The 13,553-nt window shown below is 63.8% G+C and carries 19 protein-coding genes; 9 read left to right on the top strand and 10 right to left on the bottom strand.

Features of this window, described 5'->3' with window-relative positions; translation table 11 throughout:
• The first annotated feature begins 11 nt into the window (after nucleotides 1-11).
• The 3 genes from AC1DDS_RS01035 (at nucleotide 12) to AC1DDS_RS01025 (ending at nucleotide 3,155) form a co-directional block, all read left to right on the top strand.
• Nucleotides 12-1,610 (top strand): L-aspartate oxidase, encoded by a 1,599-nt coding sequence (locus AC1DDS_RS01035; protein ID WP_477477201.1) that lies wholly within the window; start codon nucleotides 12-14, stop codon nucleotides 1,608-1,610.
• Nucleotides 1,611-1,653: 43 nt separating this feature from the next.
• Nucleotides 1,654-2,559, top strand: a complete 906-nt coding sequence (gene nadC / locus AC1DDS_RS01030) for a carboxylating nicotinate-nucleotide diphosphorylase (protein ID WP_477477200.1) — start codon at nucleotides 1,654-1,656, stop codon at nucleotides 2,557-2,559.
• An 86-nt stretch (nucleotides 2,560-2,645) separates the two neighbouring features.
• Complete coding sequence (locus tag AC1DDS_RS01025) at nucleotides 2,646-3,155, top strand: superoxide dismutase family protein (protein WP_477477199.1); 510 nt, start codon at nucleotides 2,646-2,648, stop codon at nucleotides 3,153-3,155.
• A 137-nt stretch (nucleotides 3,156-3,292) separates the two neighbouring features.
• Here AC1DDS_RS01025 and AC1DDS_RS01020 read toward each other — a convergent pair whose 3' ends face one another.
• From AC1DDS_RS01020 to AC1DDS_RS00985, 8 genes are all read right to left on the bottom strand, one after another.
• On the bottom strand, nucleotides 3,293-4,261 hold the full coding sequence (locus AC1DDS_RS01020; protein ID WP_477477198.1) for an NUDIX hydrolase: 969 nt from the start codon (nucleotides 4,259-4,261) through the stop codon (nucleotides 3,293-3,295).
• A complete protein-coding gene (locus tag AC1DDS_RS01015; RefSeq protein ID WP_310418268.1) occupies nucleotides 4,258-4,809 on the bottom strand; it encodes a tyrosine phosphatase family protein in 552 nt (183 codons plus the stop codon). Before AC1DDS_RS01015 ends, AC1DDS_RS01020 begins: the two co-directional genes overlap by 4 nt.
• Nucleotides 4,806-5,441 carry an HD domain-containing protein gene (locus AC1DDS_RS01010; protein WP_477477197.1) on the bottom strand — a complete coding sequence of 212 codons (636 nt, stop codon included), beginning with the start codon at nucleotides 5,439-5,441 and terminating at the stop codon, nucleotides 4,806-4,808. Before AC1DDS_RS01010 ends, AC1DDS_RS01015 begins: the two co-directional genes overlap by 4 nt.
• On the bottom strand, nucleotides 5,438-6,277 hold the full coding sequence (ygfZ, locus tag AC1DDS_RS01005) for a CAF17-like 4Fe-4S cluster assembly/insertion protein YgfZ (RefSeq protein ID WP_477477196.1): 840 nt from the start codon (nucleotides 6,275-6,277) through the stop codon (nucleotides 5,438-5,440). The genes AC1DDS_RS01010 and ygfZ overlap by 4 nt, the downstream gene beginning before the upstream one ends.
• 132 nt (nucleotides 6,278-6,409) lie before the next feature.
• The gene (locus AC1DDS_RS01000) at nucleotides 6,410-7,201 is read right to left on the bottom strand and encodes a hypothetical protein (RefSeq protein ID WP_477477195.1); all 792 of its coding nucleotides are present in this window, start codon (nucleotides 7,199-7,201) and stop codon (nucleotides 6,410-6,412) included.
• Between the two features lie 16 nt (nucleotides 7,202-7,217).
• Nucleotides 7,218-7,487, bottom strand: a complete 270-nt coding sequence (locus AC1DDS_RS00995; RefSeq protein ID WP_310418280.1) for a hypothetical protein — start codon at nucleotides 7,485-7,487, stop codon at nucleotides 7,218-7,220.
• A 93-nt stretch (nucleotides 7,488-7,580) separates the two neighbouring features.
• On the bottom strand, nucleotides 7,581-8,009 hold the full coding sequence (locus AC1DDS_RS00990; protein WP_477477194.1) for a TIGR02301 family protein: 429 nt from the start codon (nucleotides 8,007-8,009) through the stop codon (nucleotides 7,581-7,583).
• 5 nt (nucleotides 8,010-8,014) lie between these two features.
• On the bottom strand, nucleotides 8,015-8,455 hold the full coding sequence (locus tag AC1DDS_RS00985) for an NUDIX domain-containing protein (RefSeq protein ID WP_477477193.1): 441 nt from the start codon (nucleotides 8,453-8,455) through the stop codon (nucleotides 8,015-8,017).
• A 155-nt stretch (nucleotides 8,456-8,610) separates the two neighbouring features.
• On the opposite strand from AC1DDS_RS00985, the gene AC1DDS_RS00980 reads away from it, so the two are divergent.
• Entirely contained in the window at nucleotides 8,611-9,390 is a 780-nt protein-coding gene (locus AC1DDS_RS00980) for an SOS response-associated peptidase (RefSeq protein WP_477477192.1), read from the top strand.
• 42 nt (nucleotides 9,391-9,432) lie between these two features.
• On the opposite strand, the gene AC1DDS_RS00975 is transcribed toward AC1DDS_RS00980, so the two are convergent.
• Both AC1DDS_RS00975 and AC1DDS_RS00970 read right to left on the bottom strand, forming a co-directional pair.
• On the bottom strand, nucleotides 9,433-9,609 hold the full coding sequence (locus AC1DDS_RS00975; RefSeq protein ID WP_310418286.1) for a hypothetical protein: 177 nt from the start codon (nucleotides 9,607-9,609) through the stop codon (nucleotides 9,433-9,435).
• 252 nt (nucleotides 9,610-9,861) lie between these two features.
• Complete coding sequence (locus AC1DDS_RS00970) at nucleotides 9,862-9,999, bottom strand: hypothetical protein (protein WP_310418289.1); 138 nt, start codon at nucleotides 9,997-9,999, stop codon at nucleotides 9,862-9,864.
• 401 nt (nucleotides 10,000-10,400) lie between these two features.
• Here AC1DDS_RS00970 and cysS point away from each other — a divergent pair, with 401 nt between their 5' ends.
• The 5 genes from cysS to AC1DDS_RS00945 all read left to right on the top strand — a co-directional run bounded on the left by cysS (nucleotide 10,401) and on the right by AC1DDS_RS00945 (nucleotide 13,552).
• Nucleotides 10,401-11,828, top strand: coding sequence for a cysteine--tRNA ligase (gene cysS, locus AC1DDS_RS00965; protein ID WP_477477191.1), 1,428 nt, complete (start codon nucleotides 10,401-10,403; stop codon nucleotides 11,826-11,828).
• 62 nt (nucleotides 11,829-11,890) lie between these two features.
• Nucleotides 11,891-12,169 (top strand): antitoxin, encoded by a 279-nt coding sequence (locus AC1DDS_RS00960; RefSeq protein ID WP_477477190.1) that lies wholly within the window; start codon nucleotides 11,891-11,893, stop codon nucleotides 12,167-12,169.
• Nucleotides 12,166-12,582 carry a PIN domain-containing protein gene (locus AC1DDS_RS00955; protein ID WP_477477189.1) on the top strand — a complete coding sequence of 139 codons (417 nt, stop codon included), beginning with the start codon at nucleotides 12,166-12,168 and terminating at the stop codon, nucleotides 12,580-12,582. Before AC1DDS_RS00960 ends, AC1DDS_RS00955 begins: the two co-directional genes overlap by 4 nt.
• Nucleotides 12,579-13,061: a GFA family protein gene (locus AC1DDS_RS00950; RefSeq protein ID WP_477477188.1), complete on the top strand. Its 483-nt coding sequence runs from the start codon at nucleotides 12,579-12,581 to the stop codon at nucleotides 13,059-13,061. Before AC1DDS_RS00955 ends, AC1DDS_RS00950 begins: the two co-directional genes overlap by 4 nt.
• Nucleotides 13,058-13,552, top strand: a complete 495-nt coding sequence (locus AC1DDS_RS00945; RefSeq protein WP_477477187.1) for a GFA family protein — start codon at nucleotides 13,058-13,060, stop codon at nucleotides 13,550-13,552. Before AC1DDS_RS00950 ends, AC1DDS_RS00945 begins: the two co-directional genes overlap by 4 nt.
• The last annotated feature ends 1 nt before the right edge of the window (nucleotide 13,553 follow it).

Below are 13,553 nucleotides of genomic sequence, written 5' to 3'. Positions count from 1 at the left end.
AGGAGAATGGAATGCCGATCGACAGTTTTCGCCCCCTTTCCTGGAACGCCATCGACGACATCGTCATCGTCGGCGGCGGGCTGGCCGGGCTTTTTTGCGCGCTGAAGCTCAGCCCCCGGCCGGTGACGATCCTTGCCGCTGCACCGATCGGTCAGGGCGCCTCGTCGGCCTGGGCGCAGGGTGGCATTGCCGCGGCGATGAGCGCCGGCGACACGTTCGAGAAGCACGTCGCCGACACGATCGAAGCCGGCGCCGGTATTGTCGACGAGAAAATGGCGCGCTTCATGGTTTCCGAAGGGCCGGCGCGCATCCATGATCTGCTCGATTACGGCGTCCCGTTCGATCGCGACCTGGAGGGAAAGCTGCTCCTGTCGCGCGAGGCGGCCCATTCGGAGCGGCGTATCGTGCGCGTGCGCGGCGACATGGCCGGCAAGGCGATCATGGAGGCACTAATCGCCGCCGTCCGCAAGACACCGTCGATCCGCGTGCTGGAAGGCTATGTGGTCGAAGAGCTGGTGCGGGAAGGCCGCTTCGTCTCCGGGGTGATCGCCCGGCCCGACGCCGGCCAGTCGAAGAATCGCGTGCATTTTCCGGCCCGCGCCGTCGTGCTCTGCTCCGGTGGCGTCGGCCATCTCTACGCGGTGACGACCAATCCGTGGGAGGCCTGCGGCCAGGGGGTGGGCATGGCCGCCCGCGCCGGCGCCATCATGGCCGATCCGGAGTTCGTCCAGTTCCACCCGACGGCGATCAACATCGGTCGCGACCCCGCGCCGCTTGCCACGGAAGCGCTGCGCGGCGATGGCGCCCAACTCCTCAATTCCGCCGGGCGCCGCTTCATGCTCGACATTCACCCGGACGGCGAACTCGCACCCCGCGACATTGTCTCACGAGGGGTTTTCGCCGAAGTGCAGGCCGGGCGCGGTGCTTTCCTCGACTGCACCAAGGCGGTGGGCAAGCATTTTCCCGAGATGTTCCCGACCGTCTACGCGTCCTGCGTGGCGGCCGGCATCGATCCGGTGACCCAGCCGATTCCAGTCGTCCCGGCGGTCCATTACCACATGGGCGGCGTGCTGACGGATGCGGAGGGCCGCACCTCGGTGGACGGGCTCTGGGCTGCCGGCGAGGTGACATCGACCGGCGTCCATGGTGCGAACCGGCTGGCGTCGAACTCACTGCTGGAAGCCGTTGTCTTTGCTGCACGCATCGCGGAAAATATCAAGGGCATGCTGCCGGAGCCGAAAACCGGCGACTGGGGCAAGAAGGCCGACGAGAGCGACGATCTGGTGACGGTGGAAGACAGCCCGGCGCTGACGGCCCTGCGCAAGCTGATGAGCGCGCAGGTCGGCGTGATCCGCGATCGCAACGGGCTGAAGGAGGCAATCCGAGCGATCGCCAGCCTCGAGCGCGAGAACAGCCGGATGCGCTTCCACAACATCGTCACCACGGCCAAGCTGATCGCGGTGGGTGCCTATCTGCGCGAGGAAAGCCGCGGCGGTCACTTCCGCGCCGATTTCCCCGAGCAGCGGAAGGAATGGAAGCACCGCACCTACATAACGCTTGCGGAGGCTGACCAGGTCGTGGCCGAATTGGCGGAAACGGCAGCGGCATAAGCACCGGCGGGCTGGAACGATGCCCGCAGATTGGACAATAGCGATGACAGCACCAAACCTTCCCGTTCTTTCGCCGTTCCTGATCGAGGATCAGGTGCGCGCCGCTCTTGTCGAGGACCTTGGCCGCGCCGGCGACATCACCAGCCAGGCGACGGTCGCAGCCGACATGATGGCGGAGGCGGAGCTGAACGCGCGCGAGCGCGGCGTGATCGTCGGCATGGAGCTCGCGGCGGCCGCGTTCAGGCTGATGGACCCGGCGATCGTCTTCGAGGCCCTGGTACGGGATGGCGATCGGGTCGAGCCCGACACCGTGCTTGCGCGGGTTTCCGGGCCGGCGCGCGGCGTGCTCTCGGCCGAACGCGTGGCGCTGAACTTCCTCATGCATCTGTCGGGTGTCGCCACCTACACGGCCGCCTTCGCCGATGAGATCGCCCATACCACGGCGCGGGTCTGCTGCACCCGAAAGACCATTCCCGGCCTGCGGGCGCTGGAAAAATACGCCGTGCGCTTGGGCGGCGGCTCGTCACATCGCTACGGGCTCGATGATGCCATCCTGATCAAGGACAATCACATCGCCGTTTCCGGCGGCATTGCCGGCGCCGTCCGTGCGGCGCGTGAATTCGCCGGCCACCTGGTCAAGATCGAAGTTGAAGTGACCACGCTGGAGGAATTGGAGGAGGCGCTGGAGGCCGCTCCCGACGTCGTCCTGCTCGACAATATGGGGCCGGAACTGTTGCGCCGCGCCGTCGAGATCAACTGCGATTGTGCCGGCCTGACGGATGACGACTATGTCGGCGACCCGCGCCGGGTGAAGCTCGAGGCGTCCGGCAACGTCAATTTCAAGACGATCCGCTCCATCGCCGAAACCGGCGTCGACTACATCTCCACCTCGAAGATCACGATGGCCGCGCCGACGCTCGACATCGGGCTGGACGTGGTCGTACGATAAGTTTCTGCTGAAGAACGCTTTCGGGGAACTCGCCGCCTCCGAGTGTGTTCATGTCCTGTCTCCACTCCAGATCGGAAGGACGTCAGATGACCCGGCATATCGTACCATTCGCCGCGGCAATTTTCGTCGCCGCATCCGCTTTCGCCCAGGACGGCAATTCCGTGAAGGCTGATTTCATCGGGCTCTCAGGATCCGAAATCGGTCGCGTCCTGCTGACCGAGAGCGATGGCGGGGTCTTGCTCGAAATGGAACTCACCGGCTTGCCGCCACGCAAGTGGGTGGCCCTGCATATTCACGAGACGGGTGCCTGTGATCCGAAGGATGGTTTCAAGTCGGCCGGCGCCCACTTCAACCCCCTTGGCAAGAAGCACGGATTTCTTTCCGCCGAGGGCCCCCACGCCGGCGACATGCCGAACCAGTATGTCGGCGACGACGGCGTCCTGCGGGCTCAGGTCTTCGATGCGTCTGTCTTGCTCGAAGACAAGGAGAGAGGCATTCGTGGCCGGGCGGTCGTCGTGCACGGCGGGTCGGACGACTATCGCACCGATCCGGCCGGCGGGGCTGGCGATCGCGTGGCCTGCGCGGTCATTCCTTGAAGCATGTCTCCCGAAAGTGGGAACCGGTTTCGGGACAAAGACAGCGAAAGAACAAGGACCTAAAGCGTGGCAAGCGATCTGACAGATCGCGACGCGCTTTAGAAAACGTGCACGCGCCATATCGGGGCAGCGTGTGACTACCGTCCGCCGACCTTCAGTCCCGGCGCTGGGCGCTCCTGCAGAATCTGCCTCCGGAAATGGAACAGCGCCGCAGGACGGCCGCCGGTCGCCGAGGTGGTTCCTCCCGTCGGCTCCACCAGTTCCGCTCCCTCGACGAGGCGGCGGAAGTTCTGCTTGTGCAGGTGGCGGCCCGAGATCGCCTCGACCGTCGCCTGCAGTTCTGTCAGCGTGAATTCCGACGGCATCAGCTCGAAAATGACCGGGCGATACTTGATCTTTGCCCGCAGCCTCGCAACCGCTGTCGCCAGGATGCGTCGGTGATCGTGCTGCATGGCAAGGCCGACGGCTGCCTTGCCGGGTGCACGGCCGTCGGTCACCGCCTCCTCCGCAAGCCCGCCTTCATAGAGTAGTTCGTAGCGTTCCAGGACCCGCTCCTCATCCCAGGGGAAGTCGTCGAGTCCGAAGGCGAGCCTCAGTCGTGTTCTGCGATTGGGAAGCGACTTGCCATCGTTCTGCCAACTCGCCGCTGCCCATTCCGACAGGGCGGGAATGATTGTCTGGTCAAGCACGGCCGGTCGCCCGTGCCGCCAGTCTTCCCACGGCAGTAAGGCATACCAGTCCCGCCAGTGGGCGCCGGTCGCCTCCAGTCTTTCGGTTGCCTCGGCATCCATGCGCGTCAGCGCCAGGTAGCCGACCGACACCATGTGCGTACCGGCTTCGCTCGGCGATTTCTGCCGACCGCGATCGCCGAAGGTGTAAAGCTGCTCGATATAGCCGAGCTTGAGCGCCGTCTGCTGCTCGACGCTCGCGCGCAGGCTGGTTTCAAAGGTGCGATGCCGGGTCGGTTCAAACGGGCCGAAGGGGAGGGCCTCACGCTCGCCAGCCCCGCCTCCGACAGTCAGGATCGCTGGTCCCCGATTGAAGATGGCCACCACTGCCGCGTTAAGGCCGATTTCGACGGGCGGCGATGGCGACGGCACGATCATGGGGCGGCTCCAGCGTCTGTTTCGGTCACTGCAGGTTCGATGTCGAAGAAAAATGGCTGCTCGCCGACATAGTCGGCGCCCCGTCCGATCTGCTGTACCGCCCGAACAAGCCGGCCGTTGCGTGACAATAGCGCGTCGCCAATTCCGACGATTCGGCTGTTGGGCGTTGCCTGGCGCGAGGCGACGCGCAGGCGAAGTGCAATCGCATCATCGTCCTGGTCGGGAGAGACTGCAAGAGCCGCGATCAACGCGGCGGCCGGCGAGCGGGAAACGCCCATCATGCAATGGATCAGCAGCGGCGCCTGCCGGTCCCAGTTCCGGGCGAAGGCGATGATCGCCTCGACATGGGCTTCCTGAGGGGCAACCAGATCGCCGGTGCCGGCGAAGGCGATGTCATTGACGCCGAGCACGAGATGACGCGCCGGATCGATCACCGCCGGGCGGTGGAAATCCTGTTTTGGCGCAACGAGGCTGATCATCTCCCGGCATCGGTTCCGTACGGCCATTTCGGCGATGCGCGAAAGTGGTGCGACGACGATCCTGCTCATGCCTGCGGCTCCAGGGCCGCGCCGGCACGGGTGGCCTCGATCGCCGCGAAGCGCTCGGCAAACCGCCGCTGCGCCTCGACGGCCGGCATTGGGGTGATGGTCAGCAGGTCCAGCGTCACGCCGCGCGGTTCGCCGAAGAACTTCGCCGCCTCGACACGCGAGAAGCCGGCAAGCTCAGTCGCCTCGAAGAAGGCGGCGATGCGGTCCGCCTTCTTGATCTTCTCCTTCAGGGCGCGCGGTGTTTCCGCGGGCAGGCCGAACCGCAGATGCACGGCCGCCTCCAGCCGCTTCTCCACCGTCTTGTAGCCGCCGCCGACGACGGCCTTGAAGGGCGAGATCATATCGCCGATCACATATTCGGGCCCGTCGTGCAGCAACGCCATCAGGCAATCGTCCGGCGTGCAGCGGTTCTGTTGGCGGAAAATCGTTTCCACCAGCAGCGAATGCTGGGCGACGGAAAACGCATGGTCGCCGGAGGTCTGGCCGTTCCAGCGGGCGACGCGCGCCAGCCCATGGGCGATGTCGGAAAGCTCCACGTCGAGCGGCGAGGGATTGAGCAGATCCAGCCTGCGTCCGGACAGCATCCGTTGCCAGGCCCGGGGCTCGGCCTTCGGCCGTGCCGCGCCGCTCATTGTGCCGGTGCCTCGGATTCGCCGGGAAAATCGAGCCCTGTCCATTCCGGAAGCCACGCCTCGACTTCGACGTCACCGGCAAGAACCGGCGCGCCCGCACGCATGGCGTCGGCGACGCGGTCGATGCGAACGATGGCAAGGCCATCCTGCCCGACAACCGTACCAAGCGTGCCGATCGGCTTGCCCTCGGCCGTCAGTTCCGCGCCGGGTGCCGGAAGCGGCGCTGCTGCCCGAAGGATGACCGGCCGCCGCCGGGCCGTGCCGCGATGTTGCATGCGCGACACCACTTCCTGCCCGACAAAGCAGCCCTTGCGGAAGGAAACCCCACCGGAGAGATCGAGCAGGATATCGTGCGGGAAGACGTCCGAAAGGGCAAAGTCTCGGCCGGATTCGACGATGCCGTGCGCAATCCGCAGCGCGTCGTAGGCGGCAGGTTCATCGCTGCCGCCGGCGCCCGGCCGGCGCAGGACCCGTTGTCCGGCCTTGAGGAAGCGACCGTCGACGACGCCTTCTCCCTCGCTGCCCCAGGTGATGGTCGTGTGTGTCTCCGCCAAGGGAGAAATCTCCACGGCGGCGCGCAGTTTGTAGATGGCCAGACGCTTGACCAGCGCCTCGCGCTGTTCTTCGGCCGTCTCGATGAGAAAGCCGCCGGAAGGGACGCGACTGACGTGAAAATCGAACAGGATCTTGCCCTGCGGCGTCAGAAGTGCGGCGGTGCGGGCCGCGCCTTCCGGCAATGAGACCACGTCGCAGGTGATCAATCCCTGCAGGAAATCTTCGGCGTCGCCGCCGGCAACGGTGATGTGGGCGCGTCCGGCAAGTGTGACGGCAGGCATGGTTTGATCCAGTTCCCAGTTGGCGCGAAGAAGCACGCACAAAATCATGTATTTCAGTGAGAGGTAGAATGTCGGATCAGGCTTCGCAAGGCCCAAGCCTATGGTGTGCGCCCGCGGGCGAACCTAGCCGGCTCAATCGCCCGCGACGAAGAATTTCCACTGCCCGTCCGGCGCGATGCCGATGCGATAGAAATTGTAGCCGCCGAATTCCTGCATGTCGGCAAAATCACCTGCCGTGACGATGCGGAGAAGCTCCACCTTTTCCGGCGGGGCCAGATTGTCGAGCGACTTTTCGGTGAAATACGGCCAGACATACGTCTCGTTCGGCGTGCCGGCGTCGACCTTGACGAAGCCTGTCGCCAGAACATCGAGCAGGATCGCCAGGATCTCGATGCCGTCCGGATCGCCGGAAAGGCCTTTCAGAGTCGTGACCGGGTCGTCATCGCCGTCGGCGACGGAAACCTGCGTCTGTGTCGGTCCCTTGCCGAGCAGCGGTCGCAAACGCTCGATATCGCCGGATGCCGCGGCCTCGACGATCAATTCGCGCATCCGGCGAACGGCTTGGGGCGCCTTGTCGATGTCGTAGATCACTTCGACCGGCGTTTCAGGCTCGTCAACGGTGTTGTCGGTTTCAGGCTTCGCTGCCTCCTGCTCGGCCGTGTCCTTGCGAATCAGCGGATCGGGCATCGGCAGTTGTAGGCGCCGCGCGCCTTCGTCCGGAACGGTCTCGGTCTCGGTCGCCGCGCCATCGTCTGCGGGCGTTTCCGTCGACTTGTCTTCGGTGTGCTGTCCGGGAACCTGCTGCAACTCGCTGAGTGCGAAGGCAGGCGAAGTTGGGCCTAGTGTTCCCGTGACCGTCAACAAGAAGGAAGCAGCGAACACGCTGCCGCGAAGCAGCCTGATGCGGTCGACGAACCTGTGCATTGTCCCGATCTCGCCCCTATTGAAGCGTGCGCTCAGGAGAGAACTCGCCGGCAAGCATGCGCTCGCGCAGGGACTGCAGCATGGCCTCGGCACCTTGTTCGCCGAGAACGCGAATCGTTTCGCGCATGGCCAGCGCGATAGCGGCGTCGGCGATGATCTCCGGCTCGATGCCGTCAGCCATGCCATCTGCCCAGGCCTCGTTCTGGTATTCCAGCGCGGCCTGCATCTTCTCATGCACGATCATCTCGTCGATATCGTTGAGGCTAGGTTCCATCATATGATCCATGCGCGGCATCTACTTCTTTACCAGACTGTTAACAACCTTATCAGCCTTTTCCCAAAACGACACGGGGCAGGACGAAAAGAGGTTAATTATCCTCTAATTTCCGAACCGGGCGGTAATTTCGGTGGCCAGTGTTGCACCTTCGTTACGGTATTTCTCTTCTGCGACGACGGCCTGCGCGGTGCAGGTGGCATAAACCGAGGCGAAGGAGCGATAGCCGCGGTTAAAGGCGGCAGTGAGGCGCTCCTTGCGGGCCTGCTCGTTTTCGGCTTCCATCGAAATGAGGTCTTCCATCGCCTTCCGCCAAGTGTCCTCGCCGTCCTTCAGGCAAAGGTTGCGCAGATAGTGGACGGATCCGAGAATCTCCGACAGCCGCTCCAGCCGTGCGTCATAGGGCGCGGGCTTGCTTTCCGGCGCAGGCTCGGCCGTCGAGGCCGCGTTGGGGGCGGCGCCAGGCTTTTCCTGTGCCATGGCGGGCCACGTCACGGACAGCAGCAGTAGGGCGAGGTGGGTAAGCTTCACCATCGTGCCTAGCTCATTCCGACGCGGTGAAATGGTGCAGCAGCCTGTTGCCCACGATCAGCCTCTAGGCGGCGGATGCAGTCGCGCACGCTCTCTGGGGCGGGCAGTGTGGCGACTTCCTCCGCCGTGAACCAGCCGAGATCGGCCGCGTCATCGGCGGCGACGGCGACTGCGTCGGGGTCTGCTTCGACACGAAAGACGGACAGGAAATAGTGGCTGCCGGTCGTGCTGCTCTTCAGGTCGTAGGTGGCGTAGAGGCGAGGTTCGCGCGCGACGATGCCGGTCTCTTCAGCAAACTCGCGCAGCGCCGTCTCGGCCGGCGTCTCGCCCGATTCGGCACGGCCGCCGGGGAAGGCATACATGTCGGCCGCCGGCGGATTGCGCCGCAGCACCAACAGGTAGCGGCCGTCGCGCTCGAGAATGGCAGAGGAGGCTGCTTGGGGCGACATCGGCGAATCCGGACTGTTCATTGACCCTTTATAGGTACTCCCCGTAGATTGTTCCAGACTGGCGTGCCGGCGGAACGAACGGCATCCGGTATTGAAATGAAGCGTACCGCTGCCCATCCGCGGGAGACGGTGCGCCGCAGGCGGGATCGGTTATCATGTGCGGGCGATTTGCATTGACGGAGCCGGCGGCGCGGCTGGAGGAGTTTCTCGATGTCATGGACGTGGAGGAATTTCCGCCACGCTACAACATTGCGCCGACCCAGCCGATTCTCGTTGTTATCTCCGGCGATCGCCAGCTGCCGGGAAGCAATCTGCCGGAGCGCAAGGCGATTCTGGTCCGCTGGGGATTGACGCCGTCGTGGGTGAAGGATCCGCGCGAGTTTCCGCTTCTGATCAATGCGCGCGCCGAAACGGCGATCGGCAAGGCCTCGTTCCGGGCCGCCATGCGCCATCGCCGCATCCTGGTGCCGGCGACCGGTTTCTACGAGTGGCGTCGCCCGCCAAAGGAGACAGGGGAAAAGTCGCAAGCCTACTGGATTCGGCCGCGAAGCGGGCGGATCGTTGCTTTTGCTGGGCTGACGGAAACCTGGTCTTCGGCTGACGGGTCCGAGATCGACACCGGCGCGATCCTGACCACGAGGGCCAATGGTTCGATCGGCCGGATCCACGACCGGATGCCGGTTGTCATCCGCCCGGAGGACTTTGCCCGCTGGCTGGATTGCACGACGCAGGAGCCGCGCAATGTCGCCGATCTTCTGACGCCGGTGGAAGATGAATTCTTTGAGGCCATCCCGGTATCCGATAAGGTCAACAAGGTGGCGAATGTCGACCCCGACATTCAGGAGCCGGTGGCTGAGGCGCTGATTGCGCCCCCTTCCGCGCAAAGGAAAGAGCGCGCGAAGGACGACGATTCCGGCCAGCTTTCACTGCTCTGAGGGGGCGGGAGCGCGCGAACGCAAGCCGCGGCCCTCAACAGTTCACGCGTCCACCAGCTTCACGCCGGCCGGAAGTTCCCGCCTGACGCTTGGAACCGCTGGCTTGCGTTGGCTCGCGGCGGCAAGCACAGCCTTCAATCCCAATGGTTTGTACTGCTCCACCAGCGGCTTGGAGCTCTCCAGATGCGCGGTCGTTTTCTTCGCTCGTTCCGTACCCATGTTTAACTCCCATTAACAAATACGGCGGCACCAAGATATTCATGACGGATCTTGGATCTCTATTTTGCATTAGCACATGAATTTGGTCAAAGTTCGCCAGAAATTCGAGTTATGTTGGGTCCTGCTGTCGCTTTGGATGTGGTTGTTAACAGAAATTAACTTGTTCAGAGTATAATTCTTCGGTTGTGGTGGTTTCGTTTTCGCGGAGGGCCGGCAACGCCGGCCATCGTGCTGCCAATTGCGCCGCTTTCGTCAGGCGTTCGGTATGTTCGAATCCCGCATGCGCGCCTTCAGTTGCAGCGCCGCGGCGAGAACCGCCTTCAGCCCCAGCGGCCGATAGCGATGGATGAGGTCGCATCCGGATTTCGATTTCTTGTTCGTCTTCGTCATTTCGTTCTTCCTTGGTCGCTTCGGAGGATCATGTGACATCCTTTCGCACATCGCTCACCGCACGGGTGTCACCGGGGAAACAGGCCATCAAACCTATGTCTGGCGACCGCGAATCCGCGTCCGAGGAAACAGGCTGCAATCATGACGAATTGGCGGCGGCGGGTGCGGGTGACGGGCGTGCGCACAAAATAAAATCAAGATGTGTGTCGCAGGAGGCGCAGGGTGCTCTTGACCATCGATGAAACCGGCGCGATAAAGCCTGCCATGAAAACGGGTCTCTGCATTATTTGCCGGAGCATTATTCGCTAGCCTCACCGCTGGCTTGGCCGTTTTCGTCTCCTGAAATCCCCAGATGACAAACGGGCCGGGCCAACCGGACGCTTGCCCATGGGAGATTTTTGATGGCCGACAAACCGGTCCTGACCTTGTACAACACGCTCACGCGGTCGAAGGCGCCTTTCGAGCCCATCGATCCGACCAATGTCCGCATGTATGTCTGCGGTCCGACCGTCTACGATTTCGCCCATATCGGTAACGCACGCCCGGTCATCGTCTTCGATGTGCTGTTCCGCTTGCTGTGCCACGTCTATGGCGAACAGTACGTGACCTATGTGCGCAACATCACCGACCTGGACGACAAGATCAACGCCCGCGCGTTGCGCGATTTCGGCGCCGACATCAAGGCCGGAACGATCACGCTGAACGAGGCGATCCGCCGGGTGACGGAGAAGACCGCCAACCAGTTCCACAGCGACGTTGCAATGCTTGGCACCCTGCCGCCGACGCAGGAGCCACGCGCCACCGATTTCGTGGAGAAGCGGGTGGATGGCCGCGCCGACATGATCACGCTGATCGAGCGGCTGATCGAGCGCGGCCATGCCTATCAGGCCGGCGGCGAGGTGCTGTTCGACACGTCCTGGTCCGAGTACGGCGACCTTTCGAAGCGCAATCTCGACGAGCAGCAGGCCGGCGCCCGCATTGCCGTCGAGGGACACAAGAAGAGCCCAGGCGATTTCGTGCTGTGGAAGCTGTCCTCGCCGGAAGAGCCGGGCTGGGACAGCCCATGGGGCCGGGGACGCCCGGGCTGGCACATCGAGTGCTCGGCCATGGCGGCCGCCTACCTCGGCGAGACCTTCGACATCCACGGCGGCGGGCTCGACCTGATCTTCCCGCACCACGAGAACGAAATCGCCCAGTCGCGCTGCGCCCACGGCACGAAGGTGATGGCGAACGTCTGGATGCACAACGGCTTCGTCCAGGTCGAAGGCCGCAAGATGTCGAAGTCGGAAGGCAACTTCGTTACCATCCACGACCTGCTGCACACGGAAACCTTCGGTGGCCGCAAATGGCCGGGCGAGGTGCTGCGATTGGCGATGCTGATGACGCATTACCGCGAGCCGATCGATTTCTCGGTGAAGCGGCTGGAAGAGGCTGAGCGGCTGCTCGCCCGCTGGCCGGCAGAGGAGGCGGGCGAGGGGCCTGTCGATCCGGCGGTACTTGCGGCCCTTGCCGACGACCTCAATACGGTCGCCGCCGTCCAGGCGCTGCACGCGCTGGCGCAGAAGGCAGCCAATGATCCCACCGCGGCCGCAAGCTTCCAGGCGAGTGCCGCGCTTCTCGGCGTCAAGCCAAAAAAGGTCGAGATTTCAGCGGCGTTGGAGGCCAGTGTTGAATCGATCATTCAACTCCGCCTGGCGATGCTTAAGGCCAAAAACTTCGCCGAGGCCGACAAGATTCGCGACGACCTGCTGGCCAAGGGGATCCAGCTCAAGGACGGCAAGGACCCGCAGTCGGGCGAGCGGGTGACGACCTGGGAGGTGAAACGGTGAGGTTTGCGCACAAGGTATGAAAGGCATATGCTCAGGCATATGCCACTCCAGTGGAGGCTGCCATGAATGTAGTCCGCGTCGAAAAGACCGGCGAGACGGAAGCCGGCGAAAGGGTTGTCAAGCTGTTTCGCAACGGCCGCAATCAGGCTGTGCGGATCCCGGTGGAGTTCGAACTGCCGGGCGACAAGGCGATCATGCGCAAGGAGGGCGACCGGCTGATCATCGAACCAAAGGAGCGAAAGAGCGATCTCCTGGAGTGGCTGGCGACGCTGGAGCCTTGGGATGAGGAATTTCCGGATCTGGACGAGAGACAGCCACCTCCGGAGGATGTCGATCTATGACAGGCTTCCGCTACATGCTCGACACCAACGTCATTTCGCAGATGGTGCGCAGCCCCGCCGGCGCGGTCACGATGCGCGTTGCCGAGGTCGGAATTGATAGCCTGTGCACCAGCGCGATCGTGGCGTCGGAGTTGCGGTATGGGCTTAGGAAAAAGGGATCGAACCGGCTCTCCAGCCTCGTCGAGAACGCACTGGAGCGCATCGCCATCGTGCCATACGACGAAGACGTTTCTTGGAAGTATGCCGAGGCGAGATTCGAGCTTGAGAAAATCGGCCAACCGATCGGCTACACCGATCTGTTCATCGCTGCACATGCACTTGCGCTCGGATTGACGCTCGTGACAGACAATGTGTCCGAGTTCGTTCGCGTCAGGGGCCTGAATGTGGAGAACTGGCAGGAGACCACTCCATGACCGATACCGTCTACACCGGTGGTTGCCAGTGCGGCGCCGTTCGTTTCCGCGTTCGGGGCCAGCTGAAGGATGCCTCCATCTGCCATTGCCGCATGTGCCAGAAGGCCTTTGGCGCCTATTATGCGCCGCTCGTCTCGACGCGCGGCGCCGAACTCGTCTGGACGCGCGGCGAGCCGAAGCGCTTCCGGTCCTCCAACTTCGCGTCACGTGGCTTCTGCGCCGAGTGTGGCACGCCGCTGACCTATGAGGCGCCGGACGGGGTCGCAATCGCCGCCGGTGCCTTTGACGACCCTTCTCAACTGCCGCCGACCGTACAGTTCGGCACGGAAGGAAAGGTCGCCTTCGTGGATCGCCTCCACACCTTGCCTGGACGCACGACGGAGGAGGATGTGGAGGAAGCTCCCTTCGTCCTCGATATAGTCTCCAAGCAGCACCCCGACCACGATACCGTGGCCTGGCCGCCGGAGGGACGGCCATGAGCATCGCGCGGATCTATACGGGCGGATGCCAGTGCGGGGCGGTACGCTATCGCGCCGAGGGCACGCTCGACGATCCGCACCTGTGCCACTGCCGCATGTGCCAGAAGGCGGCGGGGAACTATTTCCTGCCGCTTGCCAACGCCGCTCGCGAGACCTTCCGGCTGACCCGCGGCGAGCCGGGCTGGTTCCAGTCGTCGCAGCACGTGCGCCGCGGGTTTTGCCGGGATTGCGGTACGCCGCTCTTCTACGATGTGCCGGTGGAAGGCTTCGTCAACATCGTGCTCGGTTCGCTCGACGATCCCGAGGACGTGCGCCCGCATTCGCAGTCCGGCGTCGAGGCGCGCGTACCGTGGTTTTCGCAGCTTTCGCGCCTGCCCGAGCGGGAGACGGATCCGGACGGGCCGGCCGGGCGCGAGCATCACATCGAAATTCTGGAGACAAACCGCCAGCACCCCGACTACGACACGGACCACTGGCCACCGGAGGACTGAT

The organism is Mycoplana sp. 10N416, assembly GCF_056394765.1.
This window is presented reverse-complemented; position numbering and strand designations above follow the sequence as displayed.

Excerpts from the sequence above, each read along its gene's own strand:
- AC1DDS_RS01035 (WP_477477201.1), top strand. The coding sequence starts at position 12 with ATGCCGATCGACAGTTTTCGCCCCCTTTCCTGGAACGCCATCGACGAC.
- nadC (WP_477477200.1), top strand. The coding sequence starts at position 1,654 with ATGACAGCACCAAACCTTCCCGTTCTTTCGCCGTTCCTGATCGAGGAT.
- AC1DDS_RS01025 (WP_477477199.1), top strand. The coding sequence starts at position 2,646 with ATGACCCGGCATATCGTACCATTCGCCGCGGCAATTTTCGTCGCCGCA.
- AC1DDS_RS01020 (WP_477477198.1), bottom strand. The coding sequence starts at position 4,261 with ATGATCGTGCCGTCGCCATCGCCGCCCGTCGAAATCGGCCTTAACGCG.
- AC1DDS_RS01015 (WP_310418268.1), bottom strand. The coding sequence starts at position 4,809 with ATGAGCAGGATCGTCGTCGCACCACTTTCGCGCATCGCCGAAATGGCC.
- AC1DDS_RS01010 (WP_477477197.1), bottom strand. The coding sequence starts at position 5,441 with ATGAGCGGCGCGGCACGGCCGAAGGCCGAGCCCCGGGCCTGGCAACGG.
- ygfZ (WP_477477196.1), bottom strand. The coding sequence starts at position 6,277 with ATGCCTGCCGTCACACTTGCCGGACGCGCCCACATCACCGTTGCCGGC.
- AC1DDS_RS01000 (WP_477477195.1), bottom strand. The coding sequence starts at position 7,201 with ATGCACAGGTTCGTCGACCGCATCAGGCTGCTTCGCGGCAGCGTGTTC.
- AC1DDS_RS00995 (WP_310418280.1), bottom strand. The coding sequence starts at position 7,487 with ATGGATCATATGATGGAACCTAGCCTCAACGATATCGACGAGATGATC.
- AC1DDS_RS00990 (WP_477477194.1), bottom strand. The coding sequence starts at position 8,009 with ATGGTGAAGCTTACCCACCTCGCCCTACTGCTGCTGTCCGTGACGTGG.
- AC1DDS_RS00985 (WP_477477193.1), bottom strand. The coding sequence starts at position 8,455 with ATGTCGCCCCAAGCAGCCTCCTCTGCCATTCTCGAGCGCGACGGCCGC.
- AC1DDS_RS00980 (WP_477477192.1), top strand. The coding sequence starts at position 8,611 with ATGTGCGGGCGATTTGCATTGACGGAGCCGGCGGCGCGGCTGGAGGAG.
- AC1DDS_RS00975 (WP_310418286.1), bottom strand. The coding sequence starts at position 9,609 with ATGGGTACGGAACGAGCGAAGAAAACGACCGCGCATCTGGAGAGCTCC.
- AC1DDS_RS00970 (WP_310418289.1), bottom strand. The coding sequence starts at position 9,999 with ATGACGAAGACGAACAAGAAATCGAAATCCGGATGCGACCTCATCCAT.
- cysS (WP_477477191.1), top strand. The coding sequence starts at position 10,401 with ATGGCCGACAAACCGGTCCTGACCTTGTACAACACGCTCACGCGGTCG.
- AC1DDS_RS00960 (WP_477477190.1), top strand. The coding sequence starts at position 11,891 with ATGAATGTAGTCCGCGTCGAAAAGACCGGCGAGACGGAAGCCGGCGAA.
- AC1DDS_RS00955 (WP_477477189.1), top strand. The coding sequence starts at position 12,166 with ATGACAGGCTTCCGCTACATGCTCGACACCAACGTCATTTCGCAGATG.
- AC1DDS_RS00950 (WP_477477188.1), top strand. The coding sequence starts at position 12,579 with ATGACCGATACCGTCTACACCGGTGGTTGCCAGTGCGGCGCCGTTCGT.
- AC1DDS_RS00945 (WP_477477187.1), top strand. The coding sequence starts at position 13,058 with ATGAGCATCGCGCGGATCTATACGGGCGGATGCCAGTGCGGGGCGGTA.